Raw genomic sequence first — 20,903 nt, 5'->3', positions numbered from 1 at the left:
AAGGCGCGTCCGCGACTGGTGCGGCGGATGCTATTTGCTTCCGGCCACAGACAAGGCGTCAGGAAGCCGTATGGTCCAGGAGCCGGATGGTGGGATCGCGACGGTGTTCGGAGTTGACCCGATCGACGCCTTCCACCGTAATCGCGATCGTCCCGTTTTCCACTCTTGCTATCCAGCCCTTCGCTTTCAAATACCAGAGATGAAATTCGAGATGCTCTCGCGGACAGCCTGACAAGCGTTCGAGCTCCACATCTCCGATCCCGGGATTGCTGACGTCGTGCCGGCGCTTCGCGTAAAGCAGCGACAGCAGCCTGGCCTGGATCACGACATCCCGCTCGATGCCTTTGGTGCTGCTGGCTTCCTCGGCCAGCTCGTGGCGAAGGCCGGCATGGTCTCTGTACGCGATGTCGTATTGTGCGCGTTTGACCGGATCCTTGAGCGTATTGTGGGCTTCCACGATTTCACTGAAACGGGCTTCATCGCCGGTTTCGCGATTGTCTGGATGATAGCGCATCGCAAAATAGCGAAATATGCGCTCCAACGTTTCCGAATTGGCGTTCGGGCTAACTTCCAAAACTTCGTAGTAGTCAATGAACATAGCGGGCTCCCCGACCACACCATATTCGCATTGTCTAAATAAGGAATGTCAATGCGGAGGCCAAGACCTTGGTCCGACGCCGATGACATCCACGCTTTCTGGAAGAGGAAGAAAATGGCCGGCGTCCGGTCGGTGGGGCCGTTGGGTGGTGAGGGCGCCGGCCAAGCGGACAATCAGGTCCGCCGCACCGTGGAGATGATCGATTCGCGGAGGCGGTGTTATGGCGTGATCGCGGAAGGCAATGTGGCGAGGTCGGCTTGTCGGGCGGCGAGTGACCTACGCCGCCTGCGCCATCCGCTCCGAGCTCATGCGGTAGGAGATCGCTTCGGCCAGATGGATTCGGCCGACGGTTTCGCTGGCGTCGAGATCGGCAAGCGTCCGTGCCACCTTCAGCACACGGTGATAGGCCCGCGCCGAAAAGGCGAGCTTTTCGCTGGCGTCCTTGAGCAGCGACAGGCCGGCGACGTCAGGCATGGCGATTTCCTCGATGATCGACGGTGAGCAATGCGCGTTGGTGGTGGCGCGGGTGGCGCCGAGCCGCTCGAAGCGTTCGCGCTGGATGGTGCGGGCGCGTGCCACGCGCATCGCCACATCGGCGCTTTTCTCCGCCCGGTCGGGCCGGATCAAGTCGCTGGCCGAGACCGCCGGCACTTCGATCCTGAGATCGATGCGATCGAGCAGCGGGCCCGAAATGCGCGCCTGATAGTCGGTGCGGCAACGCTCGCCGCGCAGGCAGCGATAGCCCGGCTCGCCGGCCATGCCGCAGCGGCACGGGTTCATCGCCGCCACCAGCTGGATACGCGCCGGATAGGTGACGCGATGGTTGGCCCGCGCGATCATGCAGTCGCCGGTCTCCAGCGGCTGGCGCAGCGCATCGAGCGTCTGCGGCGTGAACTCGGGAAACTCGTCGAGGAACAGCACGCCGTGATGGGCCAGCGACACCTCGCCCGGCCGCGCGCGGATGCCGCCGCCGACCATCGCCGCCATCGAGGCCGAGTGGTGCGGCGCGCGGAACGGCCGCCGGTCGGTCAGCTTGCCTTCGCCGAGTTCCCCCGCCACCGAGGCGATCATCGAGACTTCGAGCAATTCCTTCGGCGCCAGCGGCGGCAGGATCGACGGCAGCCGCTGCGCCAGCATCGATTTGCCGGATCCAGGCGGTCCGATCATAAGCAGATTATGACCACCGGCGGCGGCGACTTCCAGCGCCCGCTTGGCGGTCTCCTGGCCCTTGATGTCGGCGAGGTCGGGCAAATCCAGCGCCGCGGCGTGGATGCCGGCCTCGGGGCGCGACAGCACCTGCGTGCCACGAAAATGATTGGCGATGGCAATCAGGCTGCGCGGTGCCAGAATGTCGATATCCTTTCCAGCCCAGGCCGCTTCCGGCCCGCATGCGAACGGGCAGATCAGGCCCTTGCCCTCGGCATTGGCGGCGATCGCCGCCGGCAAGGAGCCGGCGACCGCGGCAATCGTGCCGTCGAGCGACAATTCTCCAAGCACGACATAGCCGGCCAGCATGTCGCCCGGAATGGCGCCCAGCGCGGCCATTAGGCCGAGTGCGATCGGCAGGTCGTAGTGGCTGCCTTCCTTCGGCAGGTCGGCCGGCGCCAGATTGACAGTCACCTTCTTCGACGGCATCGACAGGCCGGAAGCATGCAGTGCGGCCTGCACCCGCTCGCGGCTTTCGGCCACCGCCTTGTCGCCCAGGCCGACGATGTGCATGTTGACCTTGCCGGGCGCGATCATCACCTGCACGTCGACCGGCACGGCCTCGATGCCTTGGAAAGCGACCGTGCGAACCCGCGCCACCATTTTTTGTACCCCCGGACAGTAGTTCGCCCATGCCCTGGCGATCAGGGTGTGAGCGAAGTCAAAGAAGACAACCACAGATTTCGGAGTTAAGCAAGAACATTACGAGAACATATAGCTTCACCACGGTGAGGAATTCTGCCGGCAAGGAGCGCCGTCCATAAGCTAGGCTTTGATCGGAAGCTTGAGCGCCCGCTCCGTCAAAGGCTCGCTGGCATCAAAGATGACATACCCGAGCATAGATGGCTAGAATTTGTCGAACAGGCGCTCCACCTTGCGGGCGAACATTTCCCTCTGGTCATCAGAGATGTTTTCGACGGAATATCTCGTCAGGTAGAGGTGCCTCACGTTGCGGCCGCACATAGTCTTGAGACCGCGCAGCAGCACCTTCCTTCCCGGGTTTTGCATGTACAGTTCAGTATACCACCACGGCGACCCGCATGTGGTAACAACGCCCATCCGCCGGATGTTCAATAGCGCCGGCTTGATCACGCCACCGTCTGCCGGCAACTCGTAAGCCACCCCCGGTCGCCAAACTCGATCAAAATAACCCTTCAAGATTGCGGGCATGCCTGACCACCATGTCGGAAAGCAGAAAACGCATGCCTCCGCCCATCTCAACGCGTCGATGTAAACCTGCAAGTCGCTGGGTGCCTGGGCAGGGTCAAAGTGGCCATGTCTTTCTTCGGCATGCATCACAGGATCGAACTTCATCTGATGGAGATCGAAATCAACGACCTCGTCACCCCTGGCTTTGAGGGTCTGAACGACCCGTTTGTGGAGCGCCGCCTGGTAACTGTCGGCTAGTGGATGCGCGTAGACGACATTGATTTTCATGGCGCGGGCCTTCAGGCTTCGAATTACACGCACATATTAGCCGTCGCGCAACCAAGTGGAAACAGCAAGGTCAGTGGCGGGGAGGGAAGCCCATCGCCGGTGTCGATCCGCAGCGGGCTTATACAATCGCCTGATCAAATGAGGAACATTACAAGAATATGCAGCCGCGCCGGTCGCGGCTGGGTTGTGGCCGGTTGCAGAAACCGGAACATGGTTAAGACAAAGTGAAAACGGTTACGTCCGCCGCTTGTCCTCGACCGCGTCCCAGAACAGGCTGGCGATGTCGGCGCCGCCGAAGCGCTTGACCTCGCGCACGCCGGTCGGCGAGGTCACGTTGATCTCGGTCATGTAGTCGCCGATGACGTCGATACCGACCAGGATGAAGCCGCGCTCTTTCAGCGAGGGCCCGATGCGGGCGCAGATCTCGCGTTCGCGCTCCGTCAGTTCGGTCTTTTCGGCGCGGCCGCCGACATGCATGTTGGAGCGGGAATCGTGTTCGGCCGGCACCCGGTTGATAGCGCCGACCGGCTCGCCGTCGATCAGGATGATGCGCTTGTCCCCCTTGCGCACGTCCTTGAGATAGCGCTGCACGATATAGGGTTCGCGGAACATCTGGCCGAACATTTCCAGCAGCGAGGCAAGGTTGCGGTCGGCCTCCAGCATGTGGAAGATACCGGCGCCGCCATTGCCGTACAGCGGCTTGATGATGATGTCGCCGAATTCCTTGCGGAAGGCGGCAACTTCGAGTGGATCCTTGGTGATCAGCGTGTCCGGCATCAGGTCGGCAAATTCGGTGACGAAGATCTTTTCGGGGCTGTTGCGCACCCATGCCGGGTCGTTGACCACGAGCGTCTTCGGATGGATGCGTTCGAGAATGTGCGTGGTGGTGATGTAGTTCATGTCGAAGGGCGGATCCTGGCGCAGCAGGACGACATCCATTTCCGACAGATCGGTGCGCACCTTCTCGCCCAGCGAATAGTGGCTGCCCTTCTCGTCGCGCACCTGCATCTCCTCGATGCGGGCAAACACCTTGCCGTCGCGCAGCGACAGCCGATCCGGCGTGTAGTGGAACAGCTCATGGCCGCGCCGCTGCGCTTCCAGCGACAGCGCGAATGAGGTGTCACCGGCGATCGACACGGTGGAGATGTGGTCCATCTGGACGGCGATTTTCAGCTTCATTGCGGGTCTCCGGAGGCTCGGATGGACGACTGTCTTGCCTGTACAGGCTCACTGCCCGTCTGCCAATCGCGACATTCCTAGGATTGGCACCCGACAGCCGAATGCGCTGCTTTCCTCGATCCTTCGAAACAGTCGCGGTTGCCCGTGGAAAATCGATTTCGCGATACGTTTCCTAAAGGGTTTGCTGCCAGTCTGAAAATAAATTCCGACGTCACAAAACAGGGACACCGATGCAAACTTCGTTTGGCACCGGTCAGGCAAACAGGGAGAGCACGGATCTGGCATTCACCGATCCGTTGACCGGGCTTGGCAACCATCGCCGCTTCTTCGACAAGGTCGATCGGCTGATCGCCGATCGTGCCGACGATCCCGCGCCCTTTACCGTCGGCATTCTCGACCTCGACGGCTTCAAGCCGATCAACGATCTGTTCGGCCACAAGGCCGGCGACGACATCCTGATCCAGGTCGCGATGCGGCTGCGCGCCTCGATGGACGGCCATTCCACGGTCTGCCGCATCGGCGCCGACGAATTCGCCTTTCTCTATCCCCTGGTGTTCAGCGAGGATGCAGCGGCCGAAAAGTCCCGCATGCTGATCGAGATCCTGTCGGCGCCCTATGATGTCGGCGAACGCACCGCCAGGCTTTCGGCCTCGGTCGGCTGCTCGCTGTTCTATTCGGGCGACGAGACCACCGAGATCCTCATCAACAAGGCCGAGACGGCGCTCTATCACGCCAAGCGTTCCGGCCGTGGCCGCGTCGTCGTCTACACCCGTGAGATGGAAGAGGCGGCCAAGCGCGTCACCCGCATCGAACAGGCGCTGCGCCGGGCTGTCTCGGCCGGCGAGGTCGAGCCGCATTTCCAGCCCATCGTCGACCTCAACACGCGCCGCACCATCGGCTTCGAGACGCTGGCGCGCTGGACAGATCGCGACCTCGGCTCGGTGCCGCCGACCGTCTTCATTCCCATCGCCGAGGAGCGTGGCATCATCGGCCCGTTGTCGCAGCTGGTGCTGCGCAAGGCGACCGAGGCCGCCAGAAGCTGGCCGAAGGATCTGTTCCTGTCGTTCAACTTGTCGCCATCGCAGCTCGTCGACCAGAACACCGGCCTGCACATACTGGCGATCCTCGATCGCACCGGCTTCGATCCGCGCCGGCTGGAGATCGAGATCACCGAGACCGGCCTGATGAACGATCCGGCCTCGGCGGCGCAGATCGTCGAGGATCTGCGCCGCGTCGGCATCCGCGTTTCGCTCGACGATTTCGGCACCGGCCAGTCTTCGCTCGGCCGCTTGCGCGAATTCCATTTCGACAAGCTCAAGATCGACCGTGCCTTCGTCTCTTCCATTCTCGACGACAGGCCGTCGGAACACATCATCCGCGCCATTCTCGCAATGTGCGAGGGGCTTGGCATGGACGTCGTCGCCGAAGGCATCGAGCAGGAAGCGCAGGCCGACCGCCTCGTCCAGTTCGGCTGTGCCGGCGGGCAAGGCTATCTGTTCGGCAAGCCCGTCGATGCCGACGCCACGCTCGGCTATCTCCGTGATTCCTTCCGCGGGGCCCTGCGCGCCAAGGCGATCTGACCGGCGATCTCGAAGCGGTTTGCGATCCTGGTGACTTCACCTCGGGTGTCCAGCGCGGCGTATTGTCGTTTTGTCTGACATAAGCCCTGAAATCCGGCGGTTCGCCCTTGCCCGCGCGCCTTGCGTGGCTAGGATGCGCGCCGATCACGCTGGGAGACAGGAACGATGATGCCATCGGCGCATTTTGCCGACCTCGAAGGAGCCTCGGTGCTGATCACCGGCGGCGGCTCCGGAATAGGTGCTGCACTGACCGAGGGGTTTGTGCGCCAGGGCGCCAATGTCGCCTTCATCGACATCGCCGACGGCCCAAGCACGGCCCTCGCCGACCGCATCGAGAAGGCGTTCGGCAAGCGGCCGCTCTATCTCAAGACCGATTTGCGCGACGTCGAGGCTCTGCGTGCGTCCGCCGCGAAGGCCGCCGAGGCGCATGGCGATGTCACCGTGCTGGTCAACAATGCCGCCTGGGATGAACGCCACGCCGTCGAGGATGTGACGGTCGAGTTCTGGGACAACAACCAAGCCATCAATCTGCGGCCGCATTTCTTCACCGCGCAAGCGGTGGCGCCGGGCATGAAGCGGGCCGGCGGCGGTTCGATCATCAACTTCACCTCGACATCCTATCTCATCAACCACCCTGACATGCCATCCTACACGGCCGCCAAGGCCGGTATCCTCGGCCTGACCAAGGGGCTGGCCGGCAAGCTCGGTGTCGACGGCATCCGCGTCAACGCCATTGCGCCTGGCTGGGTGATCACCGAGCGGCAGAAGGAGCTCTGGGTGACCGAACAGGGGCTTGCCGCCCATGTCGCCAAGCAATGTATCAAGCAGGTGATGCAGCCCGACGACATCGTCGGCACCGTGCTGTTCCTCGCTTCGGACGCGTCGCGCATGCTGACCGCGCAGATGCTGGTCGTCGATGGAGGTTTCCTGTGAGCCAAGGGTTTGCCGGCAACGCACCGGCGGTCGCCGCCGTCGACTGGGGCACGACCCGCATGCGGGTCTGGCTGATCGACGGGCAAGGCAAGGTGCTTGCCGAACGCCGTGGCGATGATGGCCTGATCACGGCGCAGCAGAAGGGCTTTTCGACCATTCTCGAAGGACATCTGGCAGCCATGGGAGCGCCGCAAGCGTTGCCCGTCATCATCTGCGGCATGGCCGGATCCCGCCAGGGCTGGCTCGAAGCGCCCTATGTCACCGTGCCGGCGCCGCTTAGCGCCATCCTTGCTGGTGCTGCCAGCGTGCCCGGCCAGAGCCGCGACATCCGCATCGTTCCGGGCCTTGCCCAGCGGCTGGCCGATGCGCCCGACGTCATGCGCGGCGAGGAAACCCAGCTTGCCGGCGCCGGCCTGCCGCCCAAGGGGCGCCAGCTGGTCTGCATGCCCGGCACCCATTCGAAATGGGTGCTGGTCGAGGACGGTACTGTCACCGGCTTCGGCACCTGGCCGACCGGCGAGCTGTTTTCGGTGCTTGCCGCGCATTCGATCCTGCGCCATTCGCTCGGCGAGCAACCCAAGCCGGTCACATCGGACAATCCGTTCTTCCGCCGCTGGTGCGAAACCGCATTGGCCGATGGTGGCGATGTCACCTCGCGGCTGTTTTCCATCCGCGCCGCCGGCCTGCTGCAGGATTTGAAAGCCGACGATGCCGCCGCCTGCCTGTCCGGCCTTCTGATCGGCGGCGAGATCGCCTCCGCCAGCCGCCGGCATGGCGCCGGCGCCGAACCCGTGGTGCTGATTGCGTCCGGCGCGCTGGAAACGCTGTACAGCGAGGCACTTGGCCTTGCCGGCCTCGAGGTTCGGGCCGTCGACGCCGACGAGGCTGTGCGTGCAGGTCTCGTCGAGGCGGCGCGTGAGAACGGCATGATCGCTAGAATTGGAGCAGCCCGATGAGCCAGACCGCACCGTTTCCAAAACTCAAGCGCGGGCTGGTCGCCATCCTTCGCGGGCTCAAGCCCACCGAGGCGATGGCCATGGGCCAGGCGCTGTTCGACGCCGGCATCGAGGCGATCGAAGTGCCGCTGAACTCACCGCAACCGTTCTCGTCGATCGCCCGCATCGTCCAAGTGCTGCCGAAAACGGCGCTGGTCGGCGCCGGCACAGTGCTGACGCCAGCCGATGTCGATGGTCTGCACAAGGCGGGCGGGCGGCTGCTGGTCAGTCCCAACATCGATGCCGAGGTCATGGCGCGCGCCATGCATTACGGCATGGTGACGATGCCCGGCGTGTTCACGCCGACCGAAGCCTTGCTGGCGATCAAGCTCGGCGCCTCAGCCCTGAAATTTTTCCCGGCGAGCGTGCTGGGTGCCGGCGGCATTTCAGCGATGCGCGCTGTGTTGCCGGCGCAGACGCTGGTCGGTGCCGTCGGCGGCGTCTCCGAAAAAGATTTTGCCGGCTACAAGGCGGCCGGCGTTACCGCCTTTGGACTGGGATCCAGCCTGTTCAAGCCGGGCATGAGCGTCGACGAGGTGGCCGCGCGGGCCGAGGCGGCGGTGACAGCCTGGGATGCGGCGTTCGGAGAAGCAGGATGAGCGAAGCGATCGTTTCGGTTTTTTCCGACCACGTCTGCCAGCTCGGCGAAGGGCCGAGCTACGATCCCGCCACCGATACGCTGTATTGGTTCGACATCGTCAACAGCCAGCTCCTGGAAAAGCGGCTGTCCGGCGGCGCGACCACCGTCCATGAGCTTGGCCAGATGGCGAGCGCCATCGCCGTCATCGACGACAAGCGCCAGCTTATCGCCGCCGAGACCGGCCTTTATGTGCGCGACGTCGCGACCGGCAAACTGACGCTGCACACGCCTGTCGAGGCCGGCAATCCGGTTACGCGCTCCAACGATTCCCGGGTCCACCCCTGCGGCGCCTTGTGGATGGGCACCATGGGCAAGGGCGAGGAAAAGGGTGCGGGTTCGATCTACTGGTTTTTCAGAGGCGAACTGCGCCGGCTGTTTTCGGACATCACCGTCTCCAATTCGATCTGTTTTACCGAGGATGGCGCAATCGCCTACTACACCGACACCTCGACCGGGCTGCTGATGCGCGTCGCCTGCGACCCGGCGACCGGCCTGCCTGCCGGTGAGCCAAAGCTGTTCGTCGATCACCGCTCGGCCAAGGGCTATATTGACGGATCCGTGCTCGACCGCGACGGCATCCTGTGGAACGCCGTCTGGGGCGGCAGCGTCATCGAAGCCTACGGACCCGACGGCAAGCTCGTCCGCACGGTCGCCATGCCGGTGACGCAACCGTCCTGCCCGGCCTTTGTCGGCGCCAAGGCCGACCGGCTGGCGGTCACCTCCGCCTGGTCGGGCAAGGATGAGAAGCAGCGTCTGCTGGATCTGCAGGGCGGCATGACCTTTCTGCTCGACATTCCCGTCAACGGCCGCTTCGAGCCGCGCGTGCTGATCGCCTGAGCGAACTGGATTCTGCGGTTGGACGGTGCGTTGTCACGCAACCGCCCGCGCCATGTCGGTTTCACGAGAGCCTGACGCCTTGACCATGCGATGGTAGGCAATCCTACTGCCGGGGATCGTCATCTCATGCCCAGCCGCAAGCCGAAACTGATCCTCGTCCATGAGCCGGAAAAGGCCTGCCTGGACCGTCTGGTCGCCGACGGTCATGCACCGCAGCGCGCCGGCGAAATCGCGTCCTATCTGGCGCAGTCGACCGACCTCGCCCCCGAATTCGACGTGCTTGGCCGTGCCTGCCAGGCACGCGGCCTGTCGTTCAGGCCGGTGGCGCTGGACGAGGCCACCGGCGTGCTCGCCGGCGAGCATCCCAGCACAACGCTGGTCTGGACGCTGACCGACGGCATCGCCTATTTTCGCGGCGGCGCGGCGCCCGCTCTGGCGCGATTGGGCGGTTTCAAGACGATCGGCGCAGATGATGCGCTGTTCGCGCTCTGCCAGGACAAGTTCCGCTCCGGCGCCGTGCTCGGCGCACTCGGCCTGCCGGTGCCGCAGGCCGGGCTTGCGCGCGACGGCCAATGGCTGGTCGAGCCGCCGGCCTCGCCCGCCGGCTGGTTCGTCAAGCCCAACCGGCTCGGCGCCAAGATCGGCATCTGGCCGGATTCGCGCTGTTGCGATCTCGCCCACGCTTTGGAACTCAGCCGGCGCGTCTTTTCGGCCTATCGCGACGATGTCGTCGTCCAGCCCTATGTCGCCGGCCGCAACGTGCGCGCCAGTTTCCTCGGCCTGGTGCCAGGCGCCGGGGTCGAAGCGCTTGGCGTGGCTTTTGTCGATTCAGGCGCCGATTTCCAGACCATGGCGGACAGCCTGGCGCTCTACGGCGACACCGGCGAGGCAGCGAAGGCGGAGGGACATTACGCCGAACCGGAGCTCGTTGCGGTTGCCGACAGCCAGCCGGCCGCCGACGCCACGATACGTGCGATCGCCGGGCGGCTGATGAGCGGGCTCGGCCTGCGCGATGTGTTTTCCATCGATCTCAGGGTCGAGGCCGACGACACCGTCCACCTCATCGAGTTCGAGGTTTGCCCCGGCCTGCCCTGCTTCGATTTTCGCGCCTATTGCCGCCAGCAATGGGGCCTCGATCTGGCCGACGCCATGGCCGAAACTGCGGCCAGCCGGCTGACCGGTGTCGACCGATAGCTGTGCGCCTTGTGTCGGCGGGCTAACCAGCAGACGCTACCCGCCAGGCATTCGCTTGGCCGCCTGCAAGGACGGATCCATCTTGTCCCAGGCATGGCCGTGGCTCGTGTAGGTCACCATCTGCGGGCTGAACTGTTCCGGATCGTCGAGGCTGGCCGCGTGGACCGCTATGAATTCCGGCATGGCGACGGATATCAAAAAGACCGGCGTTCCGCAGGTTGGACAGAAGGTGTGGATTTTTTCATTGCCGCTGGCGCCCGCCACGCGCCAGGTGCTCACCTCCCCGGTAATTGCCATATCGGTGCGCTGGCCGAAGGTCAGGTAGGATCCGTGGCCGGTGCCTGAGCGCTTCTGGCAATCGCTGCACTGGCAGTGGTTCTGGAAGATCGGCTCGTCATTGGTTTCGTAACGGATCGCGCCGCATGCGCAGCCGCCGGTATAGCGTTTGGTCATCGTTATTCTCCCGCGGCGATCAGGGCTGATTTCGGCTTGGCGAAAATGTCGATGCCGCTGCCGGTTTCGAGGAAGGATTTCATGCTCGACAGCACCGCCGGCCAGCCCTGGCTGACGCCTTTCGCCATGCCGCTACCGGCTTCGAGTTCGTCATGGCTGACGGTCAGCCGCACCATGGTGTCGTATTCCTCGATGGCGAACGTCACCCGGCTCGTTTTTGACGGATCGTCGGCCTGCGAAGCGTTCGCCCAGGTGATGACGAGGCGGGTCGGCGGCGAAACCTCGACGACATTGCCGACGAGTTCGACGGTCCGTTCGTCATTGGCGCGGATATGCTCCCATTTCGAGCCCGGCGTCCATTCGGAGACGTTCTCGTGACCCCAGTAGCGCTTTGCGACATCGGGCTTGATTATGGCCTCGAACACCTTCTGCGGCGTCGAGCGGATATAGGTCACGTAGACAAAGCTGGTCGTTTCCCTGGTCATTGGTCTTCTCCTTCGAGTTCTTGCTTCAGGTCGTGCAGCAGGCTGAGCCGCTGCCGTTCGAATTTCCGTACCCAGCGCTCGTAGACTTCGTGCAAGGGCACGGGATTGATGAAATGCAGCTTTTCGCGGCCGCGCTTGACCGTGCTCACCAGATTGGCCGCCTCCAGCAGATCGAGGTGCTGGGTGGCGGATTGCCTGGCCATGTCCAGGTTTTCGCAAAGCTGACCGAGCGTCTGCCCGTTCTGCTCGCACAGAAGGTCAAGCAGCCTTCTGCGTGTCGGGTCGCCCAGCGCTTTGAAAACCTTGTCGGCGTCCATCTGCCTCACTCTGTTGTAAGGCATAATATGCAGGTAAATACCTGCATGTCAACCTACAGTTCGCCCCGCATCGCAAGACTGGATGCGGCTATTCGGACTCGGACGTTGATTGCGCGATGGGCCGCCCCGGCCATGTACCTGATGTCGGAGCCCTGCTTAGCGGCGCCAAACTGCGGACGTAAACCTGCAGGATTTCGTCTGAAGTCCTGCTACTAGCGCTGCAGCAGGGATTTGACAGGATGCCTATCGACGGCCGAGATTTCATCGTTCGTTGGTGGACCATCCTAAGCGTTCGAGATTGGCCGAAGCCTCCCAACTTCGTCATCCTAGGGCGAAGCAGGAGCGAAGCTCCGTCGCGGAGACTCTGGGATCCATGCCGCGACCTTGGCCGAAGAATGCAGCGGAGCAGAATTCTACACCGCTGCAACGCTTTGAAGTCGCGGCATGGATCCTCGGGTCTGCGCTGCGTCGCTACGCTCCTTGCTTCGCCCGTGGATGACGAAGGCGCTGGGCGTTTGCGGCAATCGCCAAGGTATGCCGTCCGTCACACCCGCGATTCGTCAAAACTGCTCGAGGCGGATTTTAGGCGCCCTCGACCAGAACGATCTCGCCGTCGGCGACCTTCTGACGGATGGCGACGGCGCGCTGGTATTCCGGCGAATGGTAGCAATCATGCGCGGCGGCGAGCGATTCGAACTCTATGATGACATTGCGTGCCCGGCCGGGGCCTTCGGCCTTTTCATGCTCTCCGCCGCGCGCCAGAAACTTCGCGCCGAAGCGCTCGAAGGCAGGCTTGGCGGCGGCGACGTAGTCCTTGTAGCCTTCCGCGTCGCGCACATCGACACGGGCGATCCAGTATCCCTTGGGCATTTTCTTGGTCTCCGAACTTGTTCTTGGAAATCTCAGGCCGAGCGCATCTCGTCGAGGATGGCTTCGGCCGCTTCCCGTTTGTTGGCCGCAGCAATGATAGGCCTGCCGACGACGAGGTGGCTGGCGCCGTTGCGGATCGCCTGGCCCGGCGTCACCACGCGCTTCTGGTCGCCATGATCGCTGCCCGCCGGCCGGATGCCGGGCGTCACCACCGCCATGTCGGGGCCGACGATGCGGCGCACCGCTTCGGCTTCCGCGGCCGAGCAGACGATGCCCCCCATGCCGGCATGCAGCGCCTGTTCCGAGCGCCGCAGCACCAGCGTATGCGGGTCGTACTCATAGCCGACGTCGATCATGTCCTGCTCGTCCATCGAGGTCAGCACGCTGACCGCAAGCAGGCAAAGATCGCTGCCTCTGGCCGCCTCTACGGCGGCCTGCATAGCCTTCGGGTAGGCGTGGATGGTCAGCATGGTCATGCCCATCTTGACGATGTTCTCGACGCCCTTGGCCACCGTGTGGTCGATGTCGAGCAGCTTCATGTCGAGGAAAACCTTGGTGCCGCCGCTGGCCAGTTCCCTGGCGAAATCGAGCCCGCCGGCGAAGGCAAGCTGGTAGCCGATCTTGTAGAAGGAGACGACGCTGTCGAGTTCGCGCACCGCCTGCTCGGCCTCCCTCACGGTCGGGACATCGAGGCCGACTATCAGTCTTTCCTGCATGGATCGTGCCTGTATGGATTGTGCCTGCATCGTCGTTGCGATCACGCCTCGATCCGGGTGGACAGCATGCGCGAGGTTTCGATCAGGGTGCGGCATAGGTGCTCCATCGATTTGTGCAGTCTTTCGTCACGGAAGTTTCCATCCTCGTCGAAGGCGCCGCCGCCGTCGGGCACCGAGCATTCCGGCGTCACCACCTCCATCTGGCAGCGCACCAGCACCGCGCGCAGATGGTTGATGCAGCGGATGCCGGCAAAGTGCCCGCTGGAGGACGAACAGAGGCCGGCGACCTTGCCGGCCAGCGGCCTCACCGGCCGGCCGCCATCCCTGCGCACCCGGCTCACCCAGTCGATCGTGTTCTTGAGCAGCGGCGGAATGGAGCCATTATATTCGGGCGTGGCGATCAGCAGCCCGTCATGGGCGATCACCAGACGGCCAAGTTTCTGGGCGTTTTCAGGAACGCCTTTTTCCTTTTCCAAATCCTCGTCCATGATCGGCAGGGGGTAGTCGGCAAGCGAGATGCGGGTCACCTCGGCGCCCTGCATGGCGAGTTCCTTCTGCGCCACGTCGGCGGTCCTGCCGCTATAGGCGCCGCTGCGAACCGAGCCGGCGAAGACGAGGATTTTCGGGATCACTGCCATTGGCCACCCTTGTTCCCGGACAGGTACAGCCAAGGATCGAGCAAATCAACGCCAACTTCGTCATCCTTGGGCGAAGCAGGAGCGAAGCTCCGTCGTGGAGACCCTGGAATCCATTCCGTGACAGCTATCCAGGAGTGCAGCGGAACAGAATTCTGCGCCGTAGCGGCGCTCGGAAGTTGCGGCATGGATCCTCGGGTCTGCGCTGCGTCGCTGCGCTCCTTGCTCCGCCCGTGGATGACGAAGCGAGGGACGTTCCCGCCATCGCCAAGGTATGCGGTGAGCACTGGCGATCCGCGAACAACCCTGCGCCGAGAAATTAATGCGCTTCGCGGCGGTAGATCCACAGCTGGGTCGGCGGGATGTTGCGGAGGATGAAATCGAAATGCTTGACCGTATAATTGCCACGGCCGGCCGGGATCGGCGACATCGGGCCGTAGGTCAGCTGCACGATCGGCCGTCCGGCCGGGATGCGGTCAAGCAGGCTTTCGATATAGGCAATGCGCTGGGCGACCGGGAAGTTGAGCAGCGGCACGCCGGAAACGACGGAATCGAAGATCATCCCGCTCTTGTCGCCAAGCGTGGCGTTGAGGTTGAAGGCGTCGCCCTCGATGACGTTGACGCCGGGATAGAGTCGCCGCAGGTGACGGACGAAATCCGTGGAATACTCGACCGCGTAGAGGTTCTCGGGCCGCACGCCCTGGGCGAGGATGGCGCGGGTGATGACGCCGGTACCGGGACCGACCTCGAGCACCGGCAGGCCGGATTTAGGATTGACGATCGACGCCATCTTGCGCGCGGTGACCGAACTGGTCGGCACGATCGAACCAACCGCCTTCGGCTTGTCGATCCAGCCCTTGAAGAATTTGAGTTCGTCGTCGAACTTTTCGACAAGCGCCTTCCGCAGTCCAGGGCCACGTGTCATGCAAGCTCTCCTCAGCGCTCCCCGCAAGTTACTTAGCACCTGAGCGGTGCTAGGCAAGGCGCGGCCGGACGCATGTCGTGGATAAGATAATTTTCGTCGCGTCTCAAGGGGTGACGAGATTCAAGGATTTACGCGTTGCAAATCGGCTTGGGCGGGCCAAAGTGCATCAACGTTCGCCGAACGACTCGAAGAAATCCTTCATGCGGGCGAAAAAGCCGCTCGATTGTGGCGAATTGTCCTGCGAGGAGAGCTGTTCGAACTCCTCCAGCAGTTCGCGCTGGCGGCGGGTGAGGTTCTGCGGCGTCTCGACCGCGGTCTGGATGTAGAGGTCGCCGATATTGGGCTGGCGCAGCACAGGCATGCCCTTGCCTTTGAGGCGGAACTGGCGCCCGTTCTGCGTGCCTTCGGTCACCTTGACCTTGGTCTGCGTCCCGTCCAGCGTCGTCACCTCGAAGGAGCCGCCAAGGGCGGCTGTGGTCATCGAGATCGGCACCTTGCAATACAGGTCGGCGCCGTCGCGTTGGAAGAACTCGTGCGGTTTGACCGCCAGGAAAATATAGAGATCGCCCGATGGCCCGCCGCGCAGGCCGGCTTCGCCCTCATTGGCAAGACGGATGCGGGTGCCGTCCTCGATGCCGGCCGGGATGTTGACCGACAGCGAACGCTCCTCGGTGACGCGGCCCTGGCCGGCGCATTTCGGGCACGGATCCTTGATCGTCTGGCCGCGCCCCTGGCATTGCGGGCAGGTCCGCTCGATCGAAAAGAACCCTTGCGTGGCGCGCACCTTGCCGTGGCCGTTGCACATCGAGCAGGTAACAGGCTGGGTGCCGGGCTTGGCGCCGCTGCCCGAACATTCAGAGCAGGAGATCGACGCCGGCACCCGGATCTGCGCGGTCTTGCCGGCAAAAGCCTCTTCCAGGGTGATTTCCATGTTATAACGCAGGTCGGCGCCGCGCTCGCGGCCGCCCGACGAGCGGCGCTGGCGCCCGCCCATCATGTCGCCGAAAATGTCCTCGAAGATATCGGCGAAACCGCCGGCGCCGAAACCTTGCGCGCCGCCATTCATTCCGCCCTGTTCGAAGGCGGCGTGGCCGAAGCGGTCATAGGCCGCGCGCTTCTGCGGGTCCTTCAGCGTCTCGTAGGCTTCGTTGATTTCCTTGAACTTGTGCTCGCAGGAATGATCGCCGGGGTTGCGGTCGGGATGGAACTGCATGGCGAGCTTGCGGAAAGCGCTCTTGAGCTCCTTCTCGTCGGCGCCTTTTTGGACGCCCAGCGTCTCGTAGAAATCAGCTTTCATTTTTTCCCGCTGTCCGGATGCTCAACGTCTTGAAGCATTGTTGCGTCTCTTGCCGGCACTGACGCTTCGATTTAGGTGCGATGGAAGGGGGATGCCAGTGTCGACGCGGCTTTGCCTGCATTTTTTCAGCAAGGCCCGCTGTTTTTCTGCAAGGGGTTGCAAAAAAGCCCGGCCTTCGCCGGGCTTTTCGCTTTATCTTGCCGTCAAACGGTTCAGGCCGACTTCTTCTTGTCGTCGTCCTCGTCGATTTCCTCGAAATCGGCGTCGACAACGTCACTGTCCTTGGCGGCGTCCGCCTTGGCGTCGGCTTCCGCCGCTTCCTTCTGCGAAGCCTCGTACATGGCCTGGCCAAGCTTCATCGAAGCCTCGGCAAGCGCCTGGCTCTTGGCTTCGATGTCGGCCGGGTCGTCGCCTTCGGTCGCGGTCTTAAGCGCCGCGATCGCGTCGGAAATCGCCGTGCGCTCGCCTTCCGAAACCTTGTCGCCATATTCCTTCAGCGACTTCTCCGAGGAATGCAGCAGCGCTTCGGCCTGGTTGCGGGCCTCGACCAGCGCACGCCGCTTCTTGTCGGTCTCGGCATTGGCCTCGGCGTCCTTGACCATCTTCTCGATGTCGGCGTCCGAAAGACCGCCCGATGCCTGGATGCGGATCTGGTGCTCCTTGCCGGTGCCCTTGTCCTTGGCCGAAACGTTGACGATGCCGTTGGCGTCGATATCGAAGGTGACCTCGATCTGCGGCACGCCGCGCGGCGCCGGCGGAATGCCGACCAGGTCGAACTGGCCGAGCGCCTTGTTGTCGGCGGCCATTTCACGCTCACCCTGGAAGACCCGGATGGTCACGGCCGATTGACTATCCTCGGCCGTCGAGAACACCTGGCTCTTCTTGGTCGGGATCGTCGTGTTGCGCTCGATCAGGCGGGTGAACACGCCACCCAGCGTCTCGATGCCGAGCGACAGCGGCGTCACGTCGAGCAACAGCACGTCCTTGACGTCGCCCTGCAGCACGCCGGCCTGGATGGCGGCGCCGAGAGCGACGACCTCATCCGGATTGACGCCCTTGTGCGGCTCCTTGCCGAAGAACTGCTTCACGATCTCCTGGATCTTGGGCATGCGGGTCATGCCGCCGACCAGGACGACTTCGTCGATCTCGCCGGCCTTCAGGCCGGCATCCTTGAGCGCCGCCTTGCAAGGGGCAATCGTGCGCTGGACCAGGTCGTCGACCAGCTGCTCGAACTTGGCGCGCGTCAGCTTCAGCGTCAGGTGCTTCGGCCCGGTCGCGTCGGCGGTGATGAAAGGCAGGTTGATTTCGGTCTGGGTCGTCGACGACAGCTCGATCTTGGCCTTTTCAGCCGCCTCCTTGAGGCGCTGCAGGGCGAGCTTGTCGTTCTTCAGGTCGATGCCCTGTTCCTTCTTGAACTCGGCCGCCAGGTATTCGACCAGGCGCATGTCGAAATCCTCGCCGCCGAGGAAGGTGTCGCCATTGGTCGACTTCACCTCGAACACGCCGTCGCCGATTTCGAGCACCGAAATGTCGAACGTGCCGCCGCCAAGGTCATAGACGGCAATGGTCTTGCCTTCCTTCTTGTCGAGGCCATAGGCAAGCGCTGCCGCGGTCGGCTCGTTGATGATGCGCAGCACTTCGAGGCCGGCGATCTTGCCGGCATCCTTGGTTGCCTGGCGCTGGGCGTCGTTGAAGTAGGCCGGAACGGTGATGACCGCCTTCTCGACCTTCTCGCCGAGATAGGCTTCCGCCGTTTCCTTCATCTTCTGCAGGATCATGGCCGAAATCTGCGAGGGCGACTGCTTCCTGCCGCCGGCCTCGACCCAGGCATCGCCATTGTCGCCCTTGACGATCTTGTAGGGGACAAGCTTCTTGTCCTTCTCCGTCACCGGATCGTCATAGCGGCGGCCGATCAGGCGCTTGACCGCGAAGATGGTGTTTTCAGGATTGGTGACCGCCTGGCGCTTGGCCGGCTGGCCGACAAGACGTTCGTCGTCGCCCGAGATGGCGACGATGGAAGGCGTCGTGCGCGCGCCTTCCGCATTCTCGATTACCTTCGGCTCCTTGCCATCCATGATGGCGATGCAGGAGTTGGTGGTGCCGAGATCGATACCGATTACTTTTGCCATTTTTCTAGTCTCTCCGCTAAGCAGGCTCTCAGGACCCGTACAGGCGTTCCGACGAAAGCCCCTGTTCACAAGAAATCCCGTTCCGGCAACCGGCATTCCGGCGCCGAACGGCTTGGCGCGTATATAAGAACAGGCGGCATCGCGCGCAAGCATTCTGCGCAAGGCTTCCATGAACCTTTCCACCTCCGCCCGCGACTGATCTCCAGGTGCCGCATGGTGCGGCCCGGAAAGGAAGCCCCCATGACCAATAACCCAGAGGCTCTGCGGTCTCCGGGAACAACAGGAGCTCGGCGCGACCACTGCCTTCGGGACGAGGTCGATGCGCTGGGCTTCCCGCTGGTTCCGTTGACCCTGCGTAAGAGCAGGCGTATCGTGATTTTGAGGAAAGCAGACAATTCGATCAGGGAAGAACGAGCCGGACCGCCGCGCCTTGCCCTGATTTGCGCGGCCAGACCCGACGTTCTCCCGTCGACTACGGGGGGTAGTGTCATGTCTCGCATCCGCGGCTCGTTCGTGTCGTCTCTTGATGGCGGCTTGCGCCGCGCTGTGCATCCAGGCGGGTTGCTGGCGCTGGCACTCGGCCTGTGGCTGGGCGCCGCCCAGGCGCAGGAAACCCGGATCATCTATCCCGGTTCGATGGCGGTGACTGGATTCTCCGGCACCGTCATTCCCAATTTCGACCCCCCTGATTCCGAAAAAGGGGGCCTGCCGCCCGGCGTCGATCCGGTCGACGAAACCTTCATCGACACCACGCGCGCCACCTTGCGCGTGTTCGACGTCTCGCATCTGGGCGGCCCGGCCTCCGGGCAACTGGTCAACACCCCGCCGCCCCTCGAGGTGACGGCGGAGCAGATCGGCCAGGTGTTCGGCGTCACCTATGATGACGGCGTGCGCGACGGCGTTCCATCGGGCATTCCCAATCTCTATGCCGGCGCCACCTCGCTGCACGGCATCCGCATCGTCACCCTGGACGCCGACGATGACGGCCGCCCCGAGCGGCAGCGCCGCGGCGCGGCCGGCGCCACCTTCATGGACGGCCAGTTCGGCACCGAAAACGGTGGCGGGCCGGGCACCATCTGGAAGATCGACGGCATCACCGGCCAGGTCTCCAAATTCGCCGACATCGACACCAACAGCGGTCCCGGCATCGGCAATCTCACTTTCGACGCCACTCACCGCCAGTTCTTCGCCTCCGACCTCGATACCGGCCTGGTCCATCGCATCGACGCCATCGGCGCGCTGATCGACAGTTTCGACCACGGCGTTGCCGGGCGCCCGGCGCATGGGCTAGCTCCGATCGCCGACGATGGTTCGGTGATGGACATACAGGGTGCGGCTTTCGACAGCGAAGACCCCGACAGCTGGGGCTACACGCAGGACGAGCGCCGCATCTGGGCCGTCTCCTATCATGGCGGCCGGCTTTATTATTCGGTCGGTGAAAAGTCTGAAATCTGGTCGGTGGGCATTGCCCGCAACGGCAGTTTTGCCGGCGACCCGCGTTGGGAACTGACGGTCAAGGCCGACAAGGACTACGCCGTCACCGACATCGCCTTCGACAACAGCGGCTTCATGTACCTGGCCCAGCGCGGCCCGGTCGAGAACCGCTACGATTACAGCCAGTTCGCCGATTCCGGCAAGGGCGAGGTCATCCGCTACTTCAGAGAGAACCCGGACGATCCGGAAACGGAATCGGTCTGGGTCGAAGTGCCGCAGGAATATGCGGTCGGCTTCCCGCAGGGCAACCGGCAGTCGGCCGGCGGTCTCGACCTGCAGTATGGCTATGATTCCGACGGCACTCTCGACACATCGGTCTGCACGCAGACGCTGGTCAACACCGGCGACAAATTGCGCGACAATCCGGCTCTCGCCGAACAGCTCGCCGCCGGCGGGCCGCTCGCCGTGCACGGCGTGCAGATCACGCCGAAAGAGCTGGTCAAGCCGGCCAATGTGCCGCCCTTCGGCTCCTGGTTCGTCGACTTCGACGGCTATTTCGAAGACCCGGAGGTCGAGGGCCATGTCGGCGACGTCGCCGTCTGGCATCCTTGTGAAGGCCGCGCCGGCTATTATGAAGAAATCCCGGGCGGCTACCTGCCCCCCTTCTACCCGCCGGACTTCCCACCGCCCGGCAATCTGCCTCCGTGCATCGATGTCGAGGATATCAGGTATTACTGCACGCCTCGCGGCCTCCAGGCCGATCTCTATCTCCATGACCATGCCGGCTTCAGCGGCGATTCGATCAAGGCCCAACCTTCGAATGAGACAAAGTCCAGGACGCCAGGCGTCGGGGTGACGTCATCCCAGTCGCATGCGCCCGGCCAGCCTTACACGATCGACATTACCGGCCACTATCCGGGCGACAGAGTGGATGTTGGGCTTTGCTTCTACAGGAAGTCCGACAAGGACAAGGGTGGCTACTACCCTTGCTGCAAGATGACCTTGCCGCTCAGGACCCCAGCCGTCAGTTGCGAACGTTGAGG

The 20,903-nt window shown here is 63.4% G+C and carries 20 protein-coding genes; 7 read left to right on the top strand and 13 right to left on the bottom strand.

Annotated elements, in window-relative coordinates:
- Positions 1–58: 58 nt before the first annotated feature.
- The 4 genes from NKH06_RS08595 to gshB all read right to left on the bottom strand — a co-directional run bounded on the left by NKH06_RS08595 (position 59) and on the right by gshB (position 4,420).
- Positions 59–598 (bottom strand): J domain-containing protein, encoded by a 540-nt coding sequence (locus NKH06_RS08595; protein ID WP_352797307.1) that lies wholly within the window; start codon positions 596–598, stop codon positions 59–61.
- A 276-nt stretch (positions 599–874) separates the two neighbouring features.
- Positions 875–2,407: a YifB family Mg chelatase-like AAA ATPase gene (locus tag NKH06_RS08590; RefSeq protein WP_352892722.1), complete on the bottom strand. Its 1,533-nt coding sequence runs from the start codon at positions 2,405–2,407 to the stop codon at positions 875–877.
- 243 nt (positions 2,408–2,650) lie between these two features.
- On the bottom strand, positions 2,651–3,241 hold the full coding sequence (locus NKH06_RS08585) for an NAD(P)H-dependent oxidoreductase (RefSeq protein WP_128305158.1): 591 nt from the start codon (positions 3,239–3,241) through the stop codon (positions 2,651–2,653).
- A gap of 234 nt (positions 3,242–3,475) precedes the next feature.
- A complete protein-coding gene (gene gshB / locus NKH06_RS08580; protein WP_352442625.1) occupies positions 3,476–4,420 on the bottom strand; it encodes a glutathione synthase in 945 nt (314 codons plus the stop codon).
- Positions 4,421–4,650: 230 nt separating this feature from the next.
- On the opposite strand from gshB, the gene NKH06_RS08575 reads away from it, so the two are divergent.
- The 6 genes from NKH06_RS08575 to NKH06_RS08550 all read left to right on the top strand — a co-directional run bounded on the left by NKH06_RS08575 (position 4,651) and on the right by NKH06_RS08550 (position 10,599).
- Positions 4,651–6,000: a putative bifunctional diguanylate cyclase/phosphodiesterase gene (locus NKH06_RS08575; RefSeq protein ID WP_023814197.1), complete on the top strand. Its 1,350-nt coding sequence runs from the start codon at positions 4,651–4,653 to the stop codon at positions 5,998–6,000.
- A 165-nt stretch (positions 6,001–6,165) separates the two neighbouring features.
- Entirely contained in the window at positions 6,166–6,933 is a 768-nt protein-coding gene (locus NKH06_RS08570) for an SDR family NAD(P)-dependent oxidoreductase (protein ID WP_023814196.1), read from the top strand.
- Complete coding sequence (locus NKH06_RS08565) at positions 6,930–7,889, top strand: 2-dehydro-3-deoxygalactonokinase (RefSeq protein ID WP_352442624.1); 960 nt, start codon at positions 6,930–6,932, stop codon at positions 7,887–7,889. The genes NKH06_RS08570 and NKH06_RS08565 overlap by 4 nt, the downstream gene beginning before the upstream one ends.
- The gene (locus NKH06_RS08560) at positions 7,886–8,527 is read left to right on the top strand and encodes a 2-dehydro-3-deoxy-6-phosphogalactonate aldolase (RefSeq protein WP_352442623.1); all 642 of its coding nucleotides are present in this window, start codon (positions 7,886–7,888) and stop codon (positions 8,525–8,527) included. Before NKH06_RS08565 ends, NKH06_RS08560 begins: the two co-directional genes overlap by 4 nt.
- The gene (locus tag NKH06_RS08555; protein ID WP_352673151.1) at positions 8,524–9,405 is read left to right on the top strand and encodes an SMP-30/gluconolactonase/LRE family protein; all 882 of its coding nucleotides are present in this window, start codon (positions 8,524–8,526) and stop codon (positions 9,403–9,405) included. Before NKH06_RS08560 ends, NKH06_RS08555 begins: the two co-directional genes overlap by 4 nt.
- 126 nt (positions 9,406–9,531) lie before the next feature.
- Positions 9,532–10,599 carry a D-alanine--D-alanine ligase family protein gene (locus tag NKH06_RS08550; RefSeq protein ID WP_128305151.1) on the top strand — a complete coding sequence of 356 codons (1,068 nt, stop codon included), beginning with the start codon at positions 9,532–9,534 and terminating at the stop codon, positions 10,597–10,599.
- Positions 10,600–10,635: 36 nt separating this feature from the next.
- Here NKH06_RS08550 and NKH06_RS08545 read toward each other — a convergent pair whose 3' ends face one another.
- From NKH06_RS08545 to dnaK, 9 genes are all read right to left on the bottom strand, one after another.
- On the bottom strand, positions 10,636–11,052 hold the full coding sequence (locus NKH06_RS08545; RefSeq protein ID WP_352892718.1) for a GFA family protein: 417 nt from the start codon (positions 11,050–11,052) through the stop codon (positions 10,636–10,638).
- A gap of 2 nt (positions 11,053–11,054) precedes the next feature.
- Positions 11,055–11,537: an SRPBCC family protein gene (locus tag NKH06_RS08540; protein WP_128305149.1), complete on the bottom strand. Its 483-nt coding sequence runs from the start codon at positions 11,535–11,537 to the stop codon at positions 11,055–11,057.
- Entirely contained in the window at positions 11,534–11,854 is a 321-nt protein-coding gene (locus NKH06_RS08535; RefSeq protein WP_056592605.1) for an ArsR/SmtB family transcription factor, read from the bottom strand. The genes NKH06_RS08540 and NKH06_RS08535 overlap by 4 nt, the downstream gene beginning before the upstream one ends.
- Before the next feature lie 582 nt (positions 11,855–12,436).
- Positions 12,437–12,724 carry a DUF1330 domain-containing protein gene (locus NKH06_RS08530; RefSeq protein WP_023762651.1) on the bottom strand — a complete coding sequence of 96 codons (288 nt, stop codon included), beginning with the start codon at positions 12,722–12,724 and terminating at the stop codon, positions 12,437–12,439.
- A gap of 32 nt (positions 12,725–12,756) precedes the next feature.
- The gene (gene pyrF / locus NKH06_RS08525) at positions 12,757–13,470 is read right to left on the bottom strand and encodes an orotidine-5'-phosphate decarboxylase (protein ID WP_352442646.1); all 714 of its coding nucleotides are present in this window, start codon (positions 13,468–13,470) and stop codon (positions 12,757–12,759) included.
- A gap of 11 nt (positions 13,471–13,481) precedes the next feature.
- Positions 13,482–14,078, bottom strand: coding sequence for an NADPH-dependent FMN reductase (locus tag NKH06_RS08520; protein WP_023814188.1), 597 nt, complete (start codon positions 14,076–14,078; stop codon positions 13,482–13,484).
- 316 nt (positions 14,079–14,394) lie between these two features.
- Complete coding sequence (pmtA, locus tag NKH06_RS08515) at positions 14,395–15,000, bottom strand: phospholipid N-methyltransferase PmtA (protein WP_128305147.1); 606 nt, start codon at positions 14,998–15,000, stop codon at positions 14,395–14,397.
- 166 nt (positions 15,001–15,166) lie between these two features.
- Entirely contained in the window at positions 15,167–16,297 is a 1,131-nt protein-coding gene (gene dnaJ, locus NKH06_RS08510; protein ID WP_023810873.1) for a molecular chaperone DnaJ, read from the bottom strand.
- A gap of 212 nt (positions 16,298–16,509) precedes the next feature.
- Positions 16,510–18,426: a molecular chaperone DnaK gene (gene dnaK / locus NKH06_RS08505; RefSeq protein WP_023810872.1), complete on the bottom strand. Its 1,917-nt coding sequence runs from the start codon at positions 18,424–18,426 to the stop codon at positions 16,510–16,512.
- 489 nt (positions 18,427–18,915) lie between these two features.
- On the opposite strand from dnaK, the gene NKH06_RS08500 reads away from it, so the two are divergent.
- Positions 18,916–20,901, top strand: coding sequence for a hypothetical protein (locus NKH06_RS08500; RefSeq protein ID WP_502914434.1), 1,986 nt, complete (start codon positions 18,916–18,918; stop codon positions 20,899–20,901).
- Positions 20,902–20,903 lie beyond the last annotated feature (2 nt).

The sequence above is a fragment of the Mesorhizobium sp. M1342 genome (assembly GCF_040317955.1).
In the GTDB taxonomy this organism is placed as follows: Bacteria; Pseudomonadota; Alphaproteobacteria; order Rhizobiales; family Rhizobiaceae; genus Mesorhizobium.
The sequence above is the reverse complement of the archived record's forward strand: the minus strand, read 5'-3'. Positions and strand labels throughout refer to the sequence as shown.

Bases quoted from the DNA above. Each gene is read 5' to 3' on its own strand.
- NKH06_RS08520 (WP_023814188.1), bottom strand. From the start codon at position 14,078: ATGGCAGTGATCCCGAAAATCCTCGTCTTCGCCGGCTCGGTTCGCAGC.
- NKH06_RS08560 (WP_352442623.1), top strand. From the start codon at position 7,886: ATGAGCCAGACCGCACCGTTTCCAAAACTCAAGCGCGGGCTGGTCGCC.
- pyrF (WP_352442646.1), bottom strand. From the start codon at position 13,470: ATGCAGGCACAATCCATACAGGCACGATCCATGCAGGAAAGACTGATA.
- NKH06_RS08570 (WP_023814196.1), top strand. From the start codon at position 6,166: ATGATGCCATCGGCGCATTTTGCCGACCTCGAAGGAGCCTCGGTGCTG.
- NKH06_RS08540 (WP_128305149.1), bottom strand. From the start codon at position 11,537: ATGACCAGGGAAACGACCAGCTTTGTCTACGTGACCTATATCCGCTCG.
- NKH06_RS08550 (WP_128305151.1), top strand. From the start codon at position 9,532: ATGCCCAGCCGCAAGCCGAAACTGATCCTCGTCCATGAGCCGGAAAAG.
- NKH06_RS08575 (WP_023814197.1), top strand. From the start codon at position 4,651: ATGCAAACTTCGTTTGGCACCGGTCAGGCAAACAGGGAGAGCACGGAT.
- NKH06_RS08595 (WP_352797307.1), bottom strand. From the start codon at position 598: ATGTTCATTGACTACTACGAAGTTTTGGAAGTTAGCCCGAACGCCAAT.
- NKH06_RS08500 (WP_502914434.1), top strand. From the start codon at position 18,916: ATGTCTCGCATCCGCGGCTCGTTCGTGTCGTCTCTTGATGGCGGCTTG.
- dnaK (WP_023810872.1), bottom strand. From the start codon at position 18,426: ATGGCAAAAGTAATCGGTATCGATCTCGGCACCACCAACTCCTGCATC.
- dnaJ (WP_023810873.1), bottom strand. From the start codon at position 16,297: ATGAAAGCTGATTTCTACGAGACGCTGGGCGTCCAAAAAGGCGCCGAC.
- pmtA (WP_128305147.1), bottom strand. From the start codon at position 15,000: ATGACACGTGGCCCTGGACTGCGGAAGGCGCTTGTCGAAAAGTTCGAC.
- NKH06_RS08590 (WP_352892722.1), bottom strand. From the start codon at position 2,407: ATGGTGGCGCGGGTTCGCACGGTCGCTTTCCAAGGCATCGAGGCCGTG.
- NKH06_RS08585 (WP_128305158.1), bottom strand. From the start codon at position 3,241: ATGAAAATCAATGTCGTCTACGCGCATCCACTAGCCGACAGTTACCAG.
- NKH06_RS08555 (WP_352673151.1), top strand. From the start codon at position 8,524: ATGAGCGAAGCGATCGTTTCGGTTTTTTCCGACCACGTCTGCCAGCTC.
- NKH06_RS08545 (WP_352892718.1), bottom strand. From the start codon at position 11,052: ATGACCAAACGCTATACCGGCGGCTGCGCATGCGGCGCGATCCGTTAC.
- gshB (WP_352442625.1), bottom strand. From the start codon at position 4,420: ATGAAGCTGAAAATCGCCGTCCAGATGGACCACATCTCCACCGTGTCG.
- NKH06_RS08530 (WP_023762651.1), bottom strand. From the start codon at position 12,724: ATGCCCAAGGGATACTGGATCGCCCGTGTCGATGTGCGCGACGCGGAA.
- NKH06_RS08535 (WP_056592605.1), bottom strand. From the start codon at position 11,854: ATGGACGCCGACAAGGTTTTCAAAGCGCTGGGCGACCCGACACGCAGA.